The organism is Kribbella sp. CCNWLW201, from assembly GCF_037203805.1.
Taxonomy (GTDB): domain Bacteria; phylum Actinomycetota; class Actinomycetes; order Propionibacteriales; family Kribbellaceae; genus Kribbella.
The window spans coordinates 334,617-350,850 of record NZ_JBBCBQ010000009.1 but is presented as its reverse complement, the minus strand read 5'-3'; the positions used below and the strand labels follow the sequence as shown (position 1 = coordinate 350,850).

Sequence of the window (16,234 nt, the reverse complement as noted above, 5' to 3'; positions counted from 1 at the left end):
GCGAGAATAGCTCACTCAGTGAGATAAATTGGTAGGTATGCGTGAACGAGTGATGCCGTCGGATCCGGAGCGGGCCGCGGCACTGGAGTTGGTGCACCGGCTGCGCGAGATCGCGTTGCGGCTGGAGCTGGCGGCGGGGGAGTTCGCGCGTACGACGGGACTACACGGGACCGACGTGCGCGCCCTGATCCGCCTGCTCGACGCCGAGAGAGCCGGCGTGGAGGCCACACCGGGATGGCTCGCCGGACAGCTCGGAATGACCTCTCAGGCGACGACGGCGGTCATCCACCGGCTGGAGGCCGCCGGACACGTCGAACGGCTCAGAAGCCGCTCTGACCGCCGGAGCGCCCGGCTCCAGGTCTCCGACAGCGCGGTCGACCTCGGTTGGCAGTTCTTCGGCCCTCTCCTCGAGCGCCTGATCGCGGTCCAGCTCGAGCCGTCCGAGCGGGCCGTCGTCGGTCGGTACCTGGATGCGGTGAACGAGGCCATCGGATAAAGCAAGAAGCCCCGGCGGGTGCCGGGGCTTCTCGGGTGATGCTTTGATCAGGACCTGTCGCTGGTGACCTCGCGGAAGGTCTCCGTCTCGGACAGTTCCTCGTGCTCGTCGCCGGGAGCGTGGCCGTGGGCGTGAGCCTCGGCGACCTCCTCGACCGTCGGCTTCTGCACCGCGTCGGCGTAGTAGAAGTGCGACAGCTTGGCGCGGAGCTTGTTGAGGGCCCGGCGCGGGGCGCGGACGCCGTTGTCGTCGGTCTCCGGACCGATGTCCAGCGGCAGCATCCGGTCGTGGGAGGTGAGCTGGTAGGCCTCGTACGTCGAGATCGCCGTGTGCTTCTCGGAGTACTCACCGTCGGGGGAGCGGACGATGATGCCGGTCTCCAGGCCGTGCAGGATCCGGTCGTTGTCGGCCCGCTGCAGCGAGATCGCGATCCGCCGGGTGATCCAGAAGGCCAGGATCGGGCCGAGGATGACGGCGAACCGGAGGAACCAGGTCACGTTGTTCAGCGAGACCCCGAAGTGGGTGGCGACCAGGTCGTTACCGCCACCGATCCAGAGCAGGCCGTAGAAGGTGATGAAGGCGGCACCGATACCGGTCCGGGTCGGCATGTTGCGCGGGCGGTCCAGCAGGTGGTGCTCGCGCTTGTCACCGGTGATCCAGGCCTCGATGAACGGATACAGCGCGACCAGGGTGACGAAGGCAGGTGGTATCAGCAGGGCCGGGATGATCAGGTTCCAGCTCAGCGTGATGCCCCAGAAATGGGACTCGAAGCCCGGCATTATTCGGACCGAGCCTTCCAGCCAGCCCATGTACCAGTCGGGCTGGGATCCTGCCGTCACCTCTGCCGGGTTGTACGGGCCGTACAGCCAGACCGGGTTGATCTGCATCAGGGCGCCCATCAGGGCGGTGATGCCGAACACGACGAAGAAGAAGCCGCCGGCCTTGGCCATGTACACCGGCATCAGCGGGTAGCCAACCACGTTGTTGTTGGTCCGGCCGGGGCCCGCGTACTGCGTGTGCTTGTGGTAGACGACCAGGAACAGGTGGACCGTCACCAGCGCCAGGATCAAACCTGGGATCAGCAGCACGTGGACGATGAAGAACCGGGGCACCATGTCGTCGCCGGGGAACTCACCGCCGAAGATGAAGAAGTTCATGTACGTGCCGATGACCGGTGACGCCCCGATCATGCCCTGGGTGATCCGTAGACCGGTCCCGGACAGCAGGTCGTCGGGCAGACCGTAGCCGATGAAGCCCTCGATGATGCCGAGGAACAGCATCGTGAAGCCGATCACCCAGTTCAGCTCACGCGGCTTGCGGAACGCGCCGGTGAAGAAGATGCGGAGCAGGTGCACCATCATCGCGGCGATGAACAGCACCGCCGCCCAGTGGTGGATCTGCCGCATCAGGAGGCCGCCGCGGACGTCGAACGAGATGTCCAGCGTCGAGGCGTACGCCTCGGACATGTGCAGGCCCTTGAGCAGGCTGTACGAACCCTGGTACTCGATCTCGGCCATCGACGGCTTGAACCAGAAGGTCAGGAAGGTGCCGGTGAGGATCAGGATGATGAAGCTGTACAGCGCGATCTCGCCGAGCATGAAGGACCAGTGGTCCGGGAAGACCTTGCGCAGGTTCTTCCGGCCGATCTTGGCGATCCCGAGGCGGTCGTCGAGATACTTGACCGGAGGTGGGAAATCCTTGTCAGACACGTGCGGTCACCCTCGTTCGAAGAAGCTCGGACCGACTGGCTCGGTGAAATCGCTCTGCGCGACCAGGTAGCCCTCCGAGTCCACTGCCAACGGTAGCTGAGGCAGCGGCCGGGCAGCAGGGCCGAAGACGACCTTTGCGCCGTCCGCGAGGTCGAACGTCGACTGGTGGCACGGGCAGAGCACGTGGTGGGTGGTCTGCTCGTACAACGAGATCGGGCAGCCGACGTGGGTGCAGATCTTGGAGTAGCACAGGATGCCGTCGATACCCCAGTTCTCCCGGCCGGCCGGCGTACGGATCTCGCTCGGCTTGATCCGGACCACGATCACCGCGGCCTTCGCCTTGGCGTTCTGGTACTCGACGCCGCTCTCCTCCTGGATCGGGGCCAGGTTGGCGGGCGCGGCGTTGACCAGCTGGCCGACGACCAGGTCGGACGGCTTGATCGGGCGCAGGGTGACGTCGTTGACGACGCGGATGCCCTTGGCCCAGATCGTGTGGTAGAGCGCGCGGCCCGGCAGCGGACCGAGGTCGCGCAGGAACACGATGGCCGGCAGGCCGAGCAGGCCCATCGCGCCGAGCAGCGAGCGGCGGATCAGCTTGCGCCGGGTGAAGCCGGACTCGTCGACACCCTGCTTGAAGGCGTCGGCGATGTCGGCCTTCTGCTCCATCGTCGAGTGCGCCGGGTGCCGGTCCTCGGAGATCTCCTCGTCGACCATCAGCTTCTTGGCCCACTGGATCGCGCCGGCGCCGATCAGGAACAGCGCCAGGCCGAGGCACAGGCCCAGCGTCATGTTGTTCGCGTTGCCGGACAGCGGGCCGAAGACCAGCTCGGCGTCGCGCGGGATGGCGAAGTACGCCACGCAGGAGCCGAGGGCGAACACACCGGCCAGGCCGAACATCGTGGCCACCTGGCGCTCGACCCGGTCGGCCGCCTTCGGGTCGATGTCGGTGATCCGGTACTCGTGCGGCTCGATTCCCGGGTCCGGGATCGGCTCGGCGACCGAGACCTGACCGTGCTCTTCTGCCTCTGCCTTCACCGGCAGCTTGTTGTCGTCACTCACTGGCCTTTGCTCCCTTGGCCTTGACGCCCTTGGCGCCGATCCAGACGGCTACGCAGACCAGCAGGCCGATACCGACCAGCCAGCCCCACAGGCCTTCGGACACCGGACCGAGCCGGCCGAGACCGAAGCCGCCCGGGTCCTTCTGGGTCTCCAGCGCCTTCAGGTAGGCGATGATGTCGCGCTTGTCCTCCGGCTGCAGCACCTGGTCGGAGAAGACCGGCATCTGCTGCGGACCGGTGAGCATCGCCTCGTAGATGTGCTTCTCACTAACGCCCATCAGCGACGGCGCGTAGCGGCCGTTCGGCAGCGCACCGCCGCGGCCGGCGAAGTTGTGGCACGCCGTGCAGTTGGTGCGGAACAGCTCGCCACCGCGGGTGACCTGCTCGTCGGTGGCCTTGCTCACGTCGTACGACTCCGACGCCGGAACGGCCGGGCCGGGGGCGAGCGAGGCGACGTAGGCGGCCAGCGCCTCGATCTCCTCCTGCGTGTACGCCGGCGTCTTGCGCGGGATCTGCGCACCCGGCTGCATGGCCGGCATCCGGCCGGTGCCGACCTGGAAGTCGACCGCGGCGGCGCCGACGCCGATCAGCGACGGGCCGGCCATCTCGCCCTCGCCGTTGCCACCGCCCTCGGCGTTCAGACCGTGGCAGCTGGAGCAACCGACCGCGAAGAGCTTCTTGCCCTCCTCGATCTGCTGGGACTGGGCCGAGTTGTCCGCGACCGCGTCGCCAGGGGCGAAGGCGGCGTACGCCGAACCCACTGCCAGGAGGCCGAACAGGAGCACGACGAGGCCGGCGGACCGGTGCCGTCGTCGCGCGGAGAGAAAGCGCGCCGGTGACAAGGAAAGTCTCTTCTCACTCATTTGAGCAGGTAGATGGTCGCGAACAGGGCGATCCAGACCACGTCGACGAAGTGCCAGTAGTAGGACACGACGATCGCCGAGACGGCCTGTTCGTGGGTGAACTTACGAGCCATGTACGTCCTGGCCAGGACGTACACGAAAGCGATGAGACCGCCGGTCACGTGCAGACCGTGGAACCCGGTGGTCAGGTAGAACACCGATCCGTACGGCGACGACGAGATCGTCACGCCCTCGTGGATCAAGGTGGCGTACTCGGTCACCTGGCCGGCGATGAAGACCGCGCCCATCAGGTACGTGAGGATGAACCACTCACGCATCCCCCAGGCGCGGAAGTTCGCGACCGAGCCGGACCGGCCCACCTTGCCGTGCTCGGCGGCGAACACACCCGCCTGGCAGGTGAACGACGAGGCGACCAGGATGAACGTGTTCACCGAGGCGAACGGGACGTTCAGCATCTCGGTGGACGCCTGCCACAACGTCTCCGTACCCGGAGCGGCGGCGGCGGTCGTCACCGACCTGATCGTGAAGTACGCCGCGAACAGGGCGGCGAAGAACATCAGTTCGCTCGAGAGCCAGACGATCGTGCCGACACTGACCATGCTGGGACGGTCATGATGCCCGTGTTCACGAGACGCTGGGAGCGCGGTTGCAGTGGCCACGCCGTCATTATGTCGGTCGGGGGTCCGCATGCCACGACCACCCCCATGCATGTCGCGGACGAACGCTTTCTACTGTGGAAGCGTGCTTCCCCTCCACGCCGGGCCCGGCGACCAGATCGCACCGTTGACGCCGCTCCGGTTGCTGACTGCCTGGACCTTCGAACCGGTGTTACTCGGCGTGATCGTCGTACTGGCGGCGCTCTATCTGTACGGCGTGCACAAGCTTCGCGCGCGGGGTGACAAATGGTCCCGCGGACGCACCTTCGCCTTCGTCGGACTGGGACTGGGAAGCGCCGTGATCGCCACCCAGTCGGCTCTCGGCACCTACGACACGGTGCTTCTCAGCGTGCACATGGCCCAGCACATGGTCCTGTCGATGATCACGCCGTTGATGATGGCGCTCGGCGCACCGGTGACGCTGGCGCTGCGCACCCTTCCGGGCCGGCCGCGGAAATGGTTGCTCTCCGTGTTGCACTCACGGTTCGCGAAGGTGATGTGCTTCCCGCTGATCGGCTTCACCTTGTTCGTGCTGAGCCCGTGGGCGCTCTATTTCAGCGGCTGGTACGACGCCACGTTGCGCTCGACCGTGTTGCACGACCTGCTCCATCTGCACTTCATCCTGGTCGGATCGCTGTTCTTCTGGCCGCTGCTCGGCCTCGATCCGGTGCCCGGCCGGGTGATGTACCCGTTCCGGCTGATCATGACGTTCCTCACGCTGCCGTTCCACGCCTTCCTCGGCATCACGATCATGTCCGCGAACAGCCTGATCGCCGAGGACTGGTACACCAGCTTCGGCCGATCCTGGTCGCCGTCGCCACTGCGCGACCAGTACATCGCCGGCGGTCTGTTGTGGGGGTCGGGCGACATCGTCGGGCTGATCTTCTTCGGCGTACTTTTCGTCCAATGGGTGAAGGAGTCGCAGCGGGAGGCCCGCCGTGAGGACCGCCGGCTGGACCGGTTGGAGGAACAGGCTCGCCGGAGCGGACAGGCACCCCGGTAGCATTCGCCGTGTTGTTTGCCTGTCCACTCGTCACTGACACACAGCTTGGGATGGATCGATGAGTTCAGAGCGTCCGCTGAAGGTGCTCGTCTACAGCGACGACCGTACGACCCGGGAATCCGTCCGGCTGGCGCTGGGCAAGCGGCCGGCCGCCGATCTGCCGGTGCTCGAGTACGTCGAGTGCGCGACCGAGCCGGCCGTGATCAAGACCATGGACAAGGGCGGGATCGACCTGGCCATCCTGGACGGCGAGGCGGTGCCGGCCGGCGGGATGGGGATCGCCCGGCAGTTGAAGGACGAGATCTTCCAGTGCCCGCCGGTGCTCGTGATCACCGGCCGTCCGCAGGACGCGTGGCTGGCCACCTGGTCCCGGGCCGAGGCCGCGGTCTCGCACCCGATCGACCCGGTCCGGCTGGCCGAGGTCACCGCCGACCTGCTCCGGCAGCGGCTGGCCAAGCTGCCCGCCACGACTGCCTGAGTCCCGTGACCGCCTACACCTGGCCGCAGGTGCTCAATCCGCTGCTCCGGCGTGAGGACCTGGACGCGTCCGCCACCGCGTGGGCGATGGAGCAGATCCTCTCCGGCGCCGCGTCGCCGGCCCAGCTCGCCGGGTTCGTGATCGCGCTGCGTTCCAAGGGCGAGACGGTCACCGAGGTCGAGGGCCTGGTCGCGACGATGCGCGATTTCGCCACCAAGATCTCGGTCTCCGGCCGGACCCTCGATGTCGTCGGTACCGGCGGTGACCAAGCCCACACCGTGAACATCAGCACGATGTCGGCGATCGTCGCGGCCGGCGCCGGTGCCAAGGTGCTCAAGCACGGCAACCGCGCGGCCTCGTCGGCGTGTGGTGCGGCCGACGTACTCGAGGAGCTCGGCATTCCGCTCGACCTGACCGCGGCGCAGGTGGCCGAGGTGGGGGAGCAGGCCGGGATCACCTTCTGCTTCGCCCCGGCGTTCCACCCCGCGTTGCGGCATGCCGCCGTACCGCGGCGTGAGCTCGGTGTGCCGACCACCTTCAACTTCCTTGGTCCGCTGGCGAACCCGGGCGACCCGTCCGCGCAGGCGGTCGGGGTCGGTGACAGCCGGATCGCCGGGCTGATGGCCGGCGTACTGGCGCGGCGGGGGATCGACGCGCTGGTGTTCCACGGCGACGACGGGCTGGACGAGCTGACGACCCGGACGACGTCGCAGGTATGGACCGTCGGCGGGGGTTCGGTGGAAGGACCGTTCACGGTGGATCCGCGCGAGCTCGGGATCGCGCCGGTGACCGCGGACGAGTTGAAGGGTGCGGATGCCGTCTTCAACGCCAAGGTCGTGCGGTCGTTGCTCGACGGTGAGCCGGGGGCCGTGCGCGACGTCGTACTGCTGAACGCGGGTGCGGCGCTGGCGGCGTACGCGCCGACGGACGAGCCGATCACCCACCGGATCCGGGCCGGGATGGACCGGGCCGCGGAGGCGATCGACTCGGGTGCCGCCAAGGACGTGCTGGATCGTTGGATCGCTGCCTGCGCCTCGGTGCGGTAGCGCGGTTCTTGTGGAAAGGGCCGGCGGGTTCGTCCCGCCGGCCCTCTCGTTTTAGTTGTTGATCTTGATCTGGCTGACCTTGTAGCGCCAGACGCTCTGCCAGGCCGGGGTCGATCCGGCGATGTCCGCGATCGAGACGGCCGCCGTACCGTCACCGCGGTCGATCACCGCGATCATGATCGTGGAGAAGGTCTCCTTCAGCATCGGCTTGCTGACCGCGATCCGGGCGGTGATCTCGTGACCCGGGTGGCCGTCGACCGTGATCGCCTTGTGCGTGACCGCGGAGATCTTCGGGTTCTCGTAGTCCATCCCGACGATCGCCCGGGAACCCGCCTGGCTCGCGGCGAACTTCAATCCGGCCGGGGTGTTGACGTACTTGATCTGTGGCGCCAGCTGGCCGAACGAGACGACGTTGCCCCAGCTGTTCTTCTTGCCGTCGTAGTTGGCGTGCACGGTGAACCAGATCGCGGTCCCGCCCCACAGCCCGGTCGGGTCGGACTGACCGGTCCAGGCCGAGCTCATGATCGGCATCGAGTCCTTGTTGTCGGCAATCATGTCGGTGCCGAGCACCCGGCCCTTCGGGGTGGGCGTCTCGGACGGCTTGGCCGACGGGTCGACCGTCTCCATCGGCTTCTGTCCGCCCGACGGCAACGTGACCGGGGCGACCGCGTCCGCCTTGTTCCAGATCCAGCCGACGCTGATCCCGGTGACGGCGAGGGCGGCGACGACCAGCACGAGCGCGCCGACCAACCTGGCCCGCATCGTGCTGTCCAACGCCGACTTCCCGCTGCCCGTGCCGCCGCCGTGGTTGGCACTGTGGCTGCCGCCGTTGTTGCTGCCGCCATCCGAGCCGGGCAACCGCTGACCGTATCCGCCCTGGCCCTGCTGTCCGTACGGCGGTTGGCCTGGACGCTGGCCCTGTGACGGAGCAGCGTGCTGCCCGTGCGCCGCCTGACCAGGCTGCTGCCCGTACGACGTCTGACCGGGCTGCTGGCCGTACGACGGTTGGCCGGGCTGCTGTGTGTACGACGGGATCTGCGGCTGGCCCTGGTTGGGTGGGTAGCCGCCACCTGGCTGGCCGGTCTGCGGCGAACCGGGCGGTTGGGCTGCGTGCTGCGGCCTACCCGGTTGCTGCGACTGGTGAGAGCCGCCGGCCTGCTGGCCGTAGTACGGCTGCCCCGGCTGCCCGGAGCTCTGCGGCAGCTGACCGGCCTGTTGCTGGCTCAACTGCTGCTGAGCCCACGACTGCCGCTGAGATCCAGCGCCTTGCTGTGGCTGCTGCGTGCCCGACTGCTGCTGGCTCAGCTGTTGCTGTGCCCAGGACTGTTGCTGCGGACCTGTGCCTTGCTGCTGTGCACCGGACTGCTGCGGGGCGGCTTGCCGGGCGTCGGCCTGCTGTTTGCTGAGCTGTTGCTGTGCCCAGGACTGCTGTTGCGGACCTGTGCCCTGCTGCGGCTGTTGTGCGCTGCCCTGATGCTGCGGGGCCTGCGGTGCGGCAGCCTGCTGCTGTGCACCCGAGTGCTGCTGGGCGGCTTGCCGGGCGTCGGCCTGCTGTTTGCTCAGTTGCTGCTGTGCCCAGGACTGCTGTTGCGGACCTGTGCCCTGTTGCGGCTGTTGTGCGCTGGCCTGATGCTGAGGGTTCTGCGGTGCGGCGGCCTGCTGCTGGCTTAGCTGTTGGTGTGCCCACGACTGCTGCGGGCTCTGTGGTGCCGAGTGCTGTGCGCCGGACTGCTGGTACGGGTTCGCCTGACCTGGCTGGCCGGAGTGCGCCGTACCGGAAGGTCCGCCGGCGGGCGGCGGGGGAGGCGGTGGCGCCGGCGCGGGGGACTGGCCGAACAACGGGTCGCCTGAACCGCTTGCCGTCTCAGCCGGACGCTGGTCGGCGGACCGATAGTCCGCCGCGCCGCTCGCCGAGTCAGCTTGCCGGTGGTCGGCCGGACCGCTCGCCGAGTCAGCTTGGCGGTAGTCGGCTGGAGCCTGGCCGGTCCGCCGGTCGGCTCCGGCTGGGGGCGCGGCGGTTTGCCAGGCGTCCGGTGCCGGTGGAGCTTGTGGTGTGCCTGCGAGTGGATCGATAGACGACGGCGACTGGTCGGGCGAGTACGCCTGTGGATGGCCGCCCTGGCCTGCCGGGTCGTGCGGGAGTGCACCGTGCCGGTCCGGAGGACCCTGGGGCGGTTGCGGGTTCTGGTCTTCGTTCTCAGCCAACGTTGATTCCCTTGTAGGCCTGACTCTCGGCCGCTCTCAGATCCGGCCGGTTGGTGGGGATGTCGCTGATGTACGCGACTGCGGTGCCGTCACCGAGGTCGAAAACGGCCACCGTCAGGGTAAGCACCCGGGCGGTCAACTGGGCCGACTTCGCGGTCACCTGCTGCTGGAAATACCAGCCCGACTTGTCCGAACGCTTCACCGCACCGTTGCTCACGGTCTTGAAGGTCACCGGGATGTCGCCGTACATCGAGGTCCGCAACTGGATCGACAGCGCCGCCGCGGTCGCCTTCGGGTCGCCGTTGAAACCGGACCCGGTACCGAGCGCGCCGACGAAGATGTCGGCGTACCAGTCGTTCTTGCCGTCGAACTTCTCCTGCAGCAGCACGTACTGCCCGCTGGAGTTGAGCAGTTGCTGGACCAGCCGCTTCTTGTCCGACCACGGCGGGTTCTGCCGCGGGAACGAGATCGCGTCCGACGAGATCCGGGCGCCCTCGTGCAGCTTCGGATCCTTCGACTGCCCAGGTTTCGTGCTGCTCTCGCCCGTCGGCTGACTCCCGGTCGGCTGGCTCGTCGGCGTGGTCTTGTCCGGTCCCGCCGTCTTGTCGTCCCCGGACGTGATCAAGAAGATCGCCGCCACCACCAACATCACCAACGCAACCGCCCCACCAACAATCACCGGCAACTTCGCCGAAGACCCCCCACCCCCCGAACTCTTCTTCGTCCCCTTCCCCCCACGCCCAGACCCAGCCCCTTCAACCTCCCGAGCCGCCCAAACCTGCCGCCCACCCCAACCATCGCTGGAGCCGTCCTGCCCAGACCCCTGCCGCGCCCCCCAGGCGCTGGCACCCGTCTTTTGCTCAGTGGTTTGTTGCGCGCCCCAAGGGTTGGCACCTGCCTGCTGCTCGGCGCTTTGCTGCGCACCCCAGGGTTTGGCACCTGCCTGCTGCTCAATGCTTTGTTGCGCACCCCAGGCACTGCTCGTGGTCTGCTGCCCAGAGCCTTGTGTACCCCAAGCGTCGGCACCCGCCTGCTGCCCAGAGCCCTCCTGCGCACCCCAGGCGTCGGTCGTGGTCTGTTGCTCAGGGCCCTGCTGTGCACCCCAAGCCTCGGTTGCCTGCTGTTGACCGGAGCTCTGCTGGTCGGCGCCCCATACCTGGCTGGTCGCCTGCTGTGCGCCACCACCCCAGGCGTCCCCAGCACCCTGCTGCTGACCGTCTTTCCCACCACCGGCAGCCGTCTGTTCCCCAGCACCCCACCTGTCGCCGGAAGCCTGACCCCAACCGTTGTCGGCGCTTACCTGCTCACCCGCCGCCTGCCACGGATTGGCCGCAGTCTGCTCCTGCCCCCAACCCCCAGACGCCTGAGCTTCAGTCTGCTGCTTCTCCGGACCAGCCCCAGCCTCTGCACCCCAAGCCTGCTGTTCTTGCGCCTGCTCCCCGCCAGCCTGCACACCCCAGCCCTGCTGGCCCTGCCCCTGGTCGGCTTCAGCCTGCAGTCCCCAGCCCTGCTGAGCTTGGTTACCCTCGCCCGCACCTTGCTGCACCCACCAGCCGTCCTGGCCCTGCGCCTGATCGGCTCCAGCCTGCTGTCCCCAGCCCTGCTGACCCTGGGCAGCGTCGTCCGAGCCCTGCTGCACGCCCCAGCCTTGCTGAGCCTCATCCGGCTGTCCGCCCGAGCCCTGCTGCACCTGCGCAGGCTCGCCCGCCTGCTGCGCGCCCCGCAGCTGCTCGCCCTGGCTCTGTTCGCCGCCGGCCTGAACACCCCACGCCGGCTTCGCCTGCTCAGCCTGCGGACCCCAGCCTTGCTGGGCCTGCTCCGGCTCAGGCTGTTGTCCCCAGCCCGACTGGCTCTGTGCCTGCTGCTCGCCGGCCTGTGGACCCCACGACTGCTGGCCCTGGGCCTGCTGCTCGGCCGGCTGCACGCCCCAGGCTTGCTGGACCTGCGTAGGCTCCTCGGCCTCCTGCTGCACACCCCACTGCGGCTCGCCTTGCGCGTGCCCGTCACCGGACTGCACCTCTGACGGCTGCACCTCTGACGGCTGAGCCGCGCCGGTCTGCACGCCCGCGGCCTGCTGACCTTGGGGCTGGTCGTCGCTTGGCTGGATGCTCCACATCTGCTGGCCTTGGGGCTGCGTGCCCCAGGCCTGGCTCGCCTGTGCCTGGCCGGACTGCACTCCCGATGCCTGTTCCGGCCAGCCGTCTGGCTGGTCCAGGTCTACGCCCTTGACTTCCGTGGGCCCAACAGACGCCTGCGTCGCGTCAGCCGACTGCGCGCCCCGGGCCTCGGGTTGCGTCTCGGTCTGCTGCGGGGCGGGCCGCTGTTGGGGCCTGCCGCCGTTGGGGGGTTCTGTCCAGCTCACGGCTGACCAACTCTGCGACTGCTGCGCCCCGGCTGCAGGCGCGGCCGTGCCGCTCTCGGTTGCGTTGACGGCGTCCGCCGTACCTCCAGTTGCGGCCTCGGGGGCGAGGGCTAGCTTGAGGGTCCGGCCGTTGGGCTGGTTCTGCTGGGGTGCGGTTTGAACCGGCTCGTCGACCGGCTCCTCCGGCACTGGCTGCTGCGTCCAGTGCTCCGGCGGCGCCGACGCGATCACAGGCGCGTCCCAGGTAGCCCGCGCCCGCTCAAATGCACTCACACCGTCGTCAGCAACTCCAGCACCCTCAGCCGCTCCACCGTCCTGCTGCGTCGGACTGGCTTGCGTCAGGCCCGCCTGTGGGGTGCCGGTCTGGGTCGCCGGATCGGTGGGAGTTGTTGTGGTGTTCGCCTCACTCGCGGCCGAGGTGGGGAGCTGAGAAAGGTCTTCCTTCTCGGTGCGGTTGGTCCATTGCTTCCCGTTCCACCAGCGGATGGTGTTCGGCTGCCCCGTCGGATCCGGGTACCAGCCAGCGGGAGGGTTGCTCATCCGCGTCCTCGCTTCGCTCCGGGCGCGGATGAGCACCCCGGTGCACTGTGCCTGATGATGAACTCGCTCCGCTCGTTCATGCGCTCACCGTAACTTTTGCTCGTGTCAGCAGGACCGCGGTCCCCCAGCCCTCAGACACCGTCCTCCTGACCCAGGCTGAAGGCCGCCTCCAGGTCGTGCGTCGAGTAGGCGCGGAAGGCGATGTGCGTCTCGGTGCTGACCACGCCGGGCACCCGGTTCACCTTCTCGGGGATGACGGTGGCGAGGTCCTCGTGGTGGGCGACCCGGACCATCGCGATCAGGTCGAGCCCGCCGGTGACGGAGTACACCTCGCTGACGCCCTCGATCGCCGCCACCTGCTCGGCGACCTCCGGAATCCGCGCCACGTCGGCCTTGATGAACACGATCGCGGTGACCATGCCGTCCTCTCCTCGCATCTCGCCAGCAACCCGCTGAAGCATAGTGCCGCCGACCCCCAACCCGGTCTCCACCGGTACGACGGACGCCGGGTACGACGCACGGACCAAGGCGGCCCGTTCCACTCAGACCGGGTCGAGTAAGCGCAGCGCTTTCGCGGTCGGCTCGTCGGCGGGCAGGAACGCCTCCATCCGTAACTCCGAGACGGTCACCTCGATCGCCGTACCGAAGCGCGTCAGCGTGGTGATCAGGCGCAGCTCGCCGTACTCGGAATCCAGCCGCAGCGGGACAGCGAAGCCCAGGTGATCCGGCCCGGCGATCGGACGAGGTGGGACCATCGCGGTCAGCTCCTCGATCAGCGCGTCGGCAGCGGGGTCCGGATTCAGCGCGGCCTCGCGGGTCAGGGCGTCGATCACGTGCCAGGACCACTCGTCGAAGTTGACGATGCGGGGTGCGAGACCGTCGGGGTGGAGGAGCAGGCGAGGCCCGTTGACCGGCTCGCTCAGGAGGTACGGCGCGACGCCGTCGATCAGCGCGTGGAACGACCGGTTCGTGATGACCAGGTCGCCGCGCCGGTTGACGACCACAGCCGGATACGGCCGATGACCCTCGACGATCCCGGTCAGCGCCGTCCGGATCGCCCCGAGGCTCGGGTCGTCGTACGGCGTCTCGTCGTACGCGGGGGCGAAACCGCCGGCCAGCAGTAGTGCGTTCCGGTCGCGCAAGGGGAGTTGGAGCGACTCGGCGAGACGGATGATCATGTCGCGGCCGGGGAGCGAGCGTCCGCTCTCGATGAAGCTGACGTGCCGCTGGGTGGTGCCGGCCCGGATCGCAAGCTCCAGTTGACTCACGCGTCGCCGTTGCCGCCAGAGCCGAAGGCCGGCGGACAGGTCGGAAGAGCGCGGTTGAGTCAGCACGTGATCTGTCTAACGCATCCCACCGACAATTCCCGGGCGGGAATTGTCCGGTCCGGGCCGCGCTCGGCAAGGTCGAGGCAGGGCGGCACCGGGTCGCCCACGCTGGAGGAGAAACCCTTGTCAGACACGAAGAAGTCGGCCGAAGAACTGGCCGATCGCTATGTGGCCGTGTGGAACGAGCCGGACGCCGACGTACGCCGGCAGGCCGTCGAACAGCTGTGGACCGAGAACGGCGTACAACTGCTCGAACCGCCCGAGGAGATGGTGAAGCGCGCCGACGAGATCGGGATCACCGCGACACTCGAGGCGCGAGGTCATGCGGAGCTGGTACGGCGGGTGACGCGGGCGTACGACGAGTTCGTCGCACCCGGCCAGTTCGAGTTCCGGCGAGACGGTGGGGTCGCCGTCGTCCGGGACATGGTCAAGCTCCGTTGGGCGATGGTCCCAGCCGGCGGGGGAGAGGCGCTCGGCGGCGGCACCGACCTCCTACTCGTCGCCCCAGACGGCCGAATCACGGCCGACTACCAGTTCATCGACGGCTAGCCGACGCGGGCGGGGCCGAGGGGGCGGAGTCGGCGACGGCGTTCGGTGGGGTGGTGGTGCTCGTCGGAGTGGGCGTTGTCGAGGCGGGTTAGGTGGCGGCCGGCGCCGCTGACCGGGCAGGTCCAGGTGCCGTCCATCTCGACCAGGCGGATGCCGGGTTGGTCGAGCCAGCGGAGGACCAGCTCGATCTCCTCGGGCGAGGCGGACGCGACCGGGCCGATGCCGGGCAGGACGGTTTCGGCGGAGGCGCGGAGCATGTCCAGGTAGCGGCGCGGATCCGTCCCGCGCGGGCTGATCCCGGCCGCCGCCAGGCGCCCGCGGCGGATCACGTGCAGCTCCCACCCGCCGTCGTCCGTCCGCCGGGCCGCGCAGATCTCCGCACACCCGGTCACCGACGCCATCCGCTGCATCCGCGCCGAACTCCGCACGAACGCACTCAGCCGATCCCGATGTACGGCGGCATCCTCGAACCGCTCGTCCGCCGACAACAGGTCGATCCGCCGGTCCAGCGCCTCGACCACCGGGGTCGGGTCCACGGTCAGCGCCGTCCGCAGCGACGCCACGAACTCGCCGTACGAATCCATCGAGATCCGGCCGTCGCAGGGCGCCACGCAGCGGCCCATCTCGGCCAGCACGCACGGCGACAACTGTGGATGCCGTGACATCCGCGCGGTGCACTGCCGGATCGGGAACGCCTCGTGCAGCGCCGCCATCGCCCGCTCGGCCGTCTTCCGCGAACTGAACGGCCCGAGATACCCGGCGTCGTCGTCGCGCACCTGTTTGACCAGCGACAGCCGGGGAAAAGGCTCGACGGTGACCTTCAGCCAGTGTTGCCGTTCCGGGAACTTCGATCGCCGGTTGTACCGCGGCTTGTGTTCCGCGATCAGCCGCAGCTCGCGGACCTCGGCCTCCAGTGACGTGCCGCACTCGATCCCGCGCACCCCGGTGGCGATGCCGATCATCTCGCCGATCCTGGTCCGGGTCTCGGAGGCGGTGAAGTACGACCTGACGCGATTCCGCAGGTCCTTCGACTTGCCGACGTACAGGACCTCGCCGCGATCGTCGGTGAACAGGTACACACCTGGTGCGTGCGGCAACGTTTCGGCCAGGTGCCGCTTCGCCCGGACGGCCGGCGCGACCCGGGCGGAGAACGTCTGCAGATCCTCCAGCGTCTGGACTCCGAGCGAGCCGACGCGCTCGAACAGGCCGTGCAGCACGTCGACGGTCGCACGGGCGTCCGACAACGCGCGGTGGTTCGGCGTGGTGGTGGCCCGGAACAGCTTGGCCAGCGTGCCGAGCTTGCAGTTCGGCGCCTCGTCGGGCGTGATCACCCGGCGGGCCAGCAACGCGGTGTCGACGACGGCGAAGTCGGGCCAGTCGTATCCGTGCACCAGGCTGTCGTGCTTGAGGAACCCCATGTCGAACGGCGCGTTGTGGGCCACCATCACGCAGCCCTGCGCGAACTCCAGGAACGCGGGCAGCACCGAGCCGATCCGGGGTGACGAGGCAACCATCCCGTTGGTGATGCCGGTCAGCACGGCGATGAACGGCGGAATCGGATCGGACGGGTTGACCAGGGTCTGGAACTCGCCGATCACCTCACCGGCGCGCACCTTCACCGCACCGATCTCGGTGATCCCCGACTCACCCGGCGCGCCGCCGGTCGTCTCCAGGTCGACGACGCAGAACGTGATGTCGCGCAGCGGCGTACCGAGGTCGTCGAAACTCGGTTGCACACCACGAATCGGCGTCAGCTGGTCCGGAGCCGGGCTGGTCATGGCAATGACGCTAAAAGCCGCCACCGACAATTCCGCAGGTGACACGCAAGAGAGTCGACTAGGCTCTCTGTATGCGTACACAGGCGACTACCGCGAAACCGGCCTCAGTGCCGGGGCGTTGTGGTCTGCGTCACTGGCCAAGCGCTGTGAGTGCTCCGTGCCA

General features: G+C 68.4%; 16 protein-coding genes and 1 pseudogene. 7 read left to right on the top strand and 10 right to left on the bottom strand.

The window, feature by feature from the left end:
• Positions 1-37 precede the first annotated feature (37 nt).
• A complete protein-coding gene (locus tag V9K99_RS32290; RefSeq protein ID WP_337005733.1) occupies positions 38-496 on the top strand; it encodes a helix-turn-helix domain-containing protein in 459 nt (152 codons plus the stop codon).
• Positions 497-543: 47 nt separating this feature from the next.
• Here V9K99_RS32290 and qcrB read toward each other — a convergent pair whose 3' ends face one another.
• From qcrB to ctaE, 4 genes are read right to left on the bottom strand one after another with little or no spacing between them, the layout of a single operon-like run.
• Complete coding sequence (gene qcrB, locus V9K99_RS32285) at positions 544-2,205, bottom strand: cytochrome bc1 complex cytochrome b subunit (RefSeq protein ID WP_337005735.1); 1,662 nt, start codon at positions 2,203-2,205, stop codon at positions 544-546.
• 6 nt (positions 2,206-2,211) lie between these two features.
• A complete protein-coding gene (gene qcrA, locus V9K99_RS32280) occupies positions 2,212-3,240 on the bottom strand; it encodes a cytochrome bc1 complex Rieske iron-sulfur subunit (protein WP_337006054.1) in 1,029 nt (342 codons plus the stop codon).
• 16 nt (positions 3,241-3,256) lie between these two features.
• On the bottom strand, positions 3,257-4,126 hold the full coding sequence (gene qcrC / locus V9K99_RS32275) for a cytochrome bc1 complex diheme cytochrome c subunit (RefSeq protein ID WP_337005737.1): 870 nt from the start codon (positions 4,124-4,126) through the stop codon (positions 3,257-3,259).
• Entirely contained in the window at positions 4,123-4,815 is a 693-nt protein-coding gene (gene ctaE, locus V9K99_RS32270; protein ID WP_443137120.1) for an aa3-type cytochrome oxidase subunit III, read from the bottom strand. Before ctaE ends, qcrC begins: the two co-directional genes overlap by 4 nt.
• Positions 4,816-4,867: 52 nt before the next feature.
• On the opposite strand from ctaE, the gene V9K99_RS32265 reads away from it, so the two are divergent.
• The 3 genes from V9K99_RS32265 to trpD are packed head-to-tail and all read left to right on the top strand — an operon-like array spanning position 4,868 to position 7,309.
• Positions 4,868-5,785: a cytochrome c oxidase assembly protein gene (locus V9K99_RS32265; RefSeq protein WP_337005740.1), complete on the top strand. Its 918-nt coding sequence runs from the start codon at positions 4,868-4,870 to the stop codon at positions 5,783-5,785.
• Positions 5,786-5,843: 58 nt separating this feature from the next.
• Entirely contained in the window at positions 5,844-6,263 is a 420-nt protein-coding gene (locus tag V9K99_RS32260) for an Rv3143 family two-component system response regulator (protein WP_337005742.1), read from the top strand.
• Positions 6,264-6,268: 5 nt separating this feature from the next.
• The gene (trpD, locus tag V9K99_RS32255) at positions 6,269-7,309 is read left to right on the top strand and encodes an anthranilate phosphoribosyltransferase (protein WP_337005744.1); all 1,041 of its coding nucleotides are present in this window, start codon (positions 6,269-6,271) and stop codon (positions 7,307-7,309) included.
• Positions 7,310-7,360: 51 nt separating this feature from the next.
• Here trpD and V9K99_RS32250 read toward each other — a convergent pair whose 3' ends face one another.
• Positions 7,361-8,167: a hypothetical protein gene (locus V9K99_RS32250; protein ID WP_337005746.1), complete on the bottom strand. Its 807-nt coding sequence runs from the start codon at positions 8,165-8,167 to the stop codon at positions 7,361-7,363.
• Between the two features lie 75 nt (positions 8,168-8,242).
• Here V9K99_RS32250 and V9K99_RS32245 point away from each other — a divergent pair, with 75 nt between their 5' ends.
• Positions 8,243-8,980, top strand: coding sequence for a hypothetical protein (locus tag V9K99_RS32245; protein WP_337005748.1), 738 nt, complete (start codon positions 8,243-8,245; stop codon positions 8,978-8,980).
• 526 nt (positions 8,981-9,506) lie between these two features.
• Here the strand turns inward: V9K99_RS32245 and V9K99_RS32240 are convergent.
• Positions 9,507-10,166, bottom strand: coding sequence for a hypothetical protein (locus V9K99_RS32240; protein ID WP_337005750.1), 660 nt, complete (start codon positions 10,164-10,166; stop codon positions 9,507-9,509).
• A gap of 471 nt (positions 10,167-10,637) precedes the next feature.
• Here V9K99_RS32240 and V9K99_RS32235 point away from each other — a divergent pair, with 471 nt between their 5' ends.
• Positions 10,638-11,537, top strand: a complete 900-nt coding sequence (locus V9K99_RS32235; RefSeq protein WP_337005752.1) for a hypothetical protein — start codon at positions 10,638-10,640, stop codon at positions 11,535-11,537.
• A 789-nt stretch (positions 11,538-12,326) separates the two neighbouring features.
• On the opposite strand, the pseudogene V9K99_RS42785 reads toward V9K99_RS32235, so the two are convergent.
• The 3 genes and pseudogenes from V9K99_RS42785 to V9K99_RS32225 form a co-directional block, all read right to left on the bottom strand.
• Positions 12,327-12,416 (bottom strand): annotated as a pseudogene (locus V9K99_RS42785) (DUF2510 domain-containing protein); the annotation flags it as partial.
• A gap of 131 nt (positions 12,417-12,547) precedes the next feature.
• Positions 12,548-12,835 (bottom strand): Lrp/AsnC family transcriptional regulator, encoded by a 288-nt coding sequence (locus tag V9K99_RS32230; RefSeq protein WP_132206974.1) that lies wholly within the window; start codon positions 12,833-12,835, stop codon positions 12,548-12,550.
• A gap of 123 nt (positions 12,836-12,958) precedes the next feature.
• A complete protein-coding gene (locus V9K99_RS32225) occupies positions 12,959-13,750 on the bottom strand; it encodes a helix-turn-helix domain-containing protein (RefSeq protein ID WP_337005755.1) in 792 nt (263 codons plus the stop codon).
• Between the two features lie 117 nt (positions 13,751-13,867).
• On the opposite strand from V9K99_RS32225, the gene V9K99_RS32220 reads away from it, so the two are divergent.
• Positions 13,868-14,293 carry a hypothetical protein gene (locus V9K99_RS32220; RefSeq protein ID WP_337005757.1) on the top strand — a complete coding sequence of 142 codons (426 nt, stop codon included), beginning with the start codon at positions 13,868-13,870 and terminating at the stop codon, positions 14,291-14,293.
• Here V9K99_RS32220 and V9K99_RS32215 read toward each other — a convergent pair.
• Positions 14,290-16,071: a DEDD exonuclease domain-containing protein gene (locus V9K99_RS32215; protein WP_337005760.1), complete on the bottom strand. Its 1,782-nt coding sequence runs from the start codon at positions 16,069-16,071 to the stop codon at positions 14,290-14,292. The genes V9K99_RS32220 and V9K99_RS32215 overlap by 4 nt on opposite strands.
• Positions 16,072-16,234 lie beyond the last annotated feature (163 nt).

What these genes read in the sequence shown, in the direction of transcription:
- V9K99_RS32230 (WP_132206974.1), bottom strand. Translation starts at nt 12,835, where the DNA reads ATGGTCACCGCGATCGTGTTCATCAAGGCCGACGTGGCGCGGATTCCG.
- V9K99_RS32215 (WP_337005760.1), bottom strand. Translation starts at nt 16,071, where the DNA reads ATGACCAGCCCGGCTCCGGACCAGCTGACGCCGATTCGTGGTGTGCAA.
- qcrC (WP_337005737.1), bottom strand. Translation starts at nt 4,126, where the DNA reads ATGAGTGAGAAGAGACTTTCCTTGTCACCGGCGCGCTTTCTCTCCGCG.
- V9K99_RS32260 (WP_337005742.1), top strand. Translation starts at nt 5,844, where the DNA reads ATGAGTTCAGAGCGTCCGCTGAAGGTGCTCGTCTACAGCGACGACCGT.
- ctaE (WP_443137120.1), bottom strand. Translation starts at nt 4,815, where the DNA reads ATGCGGACCCCCGACCGACATAATGACGGCGTGGCCACTGCAACCGCG.
- V9K99_RS32290 (WP_337005733.1), top strand. Translation starts at nt 38, where the DNA reads ATGCGTGAACGAGTGATGCCGTCGGATCCGGAGCGGGCCGCGGCACTG.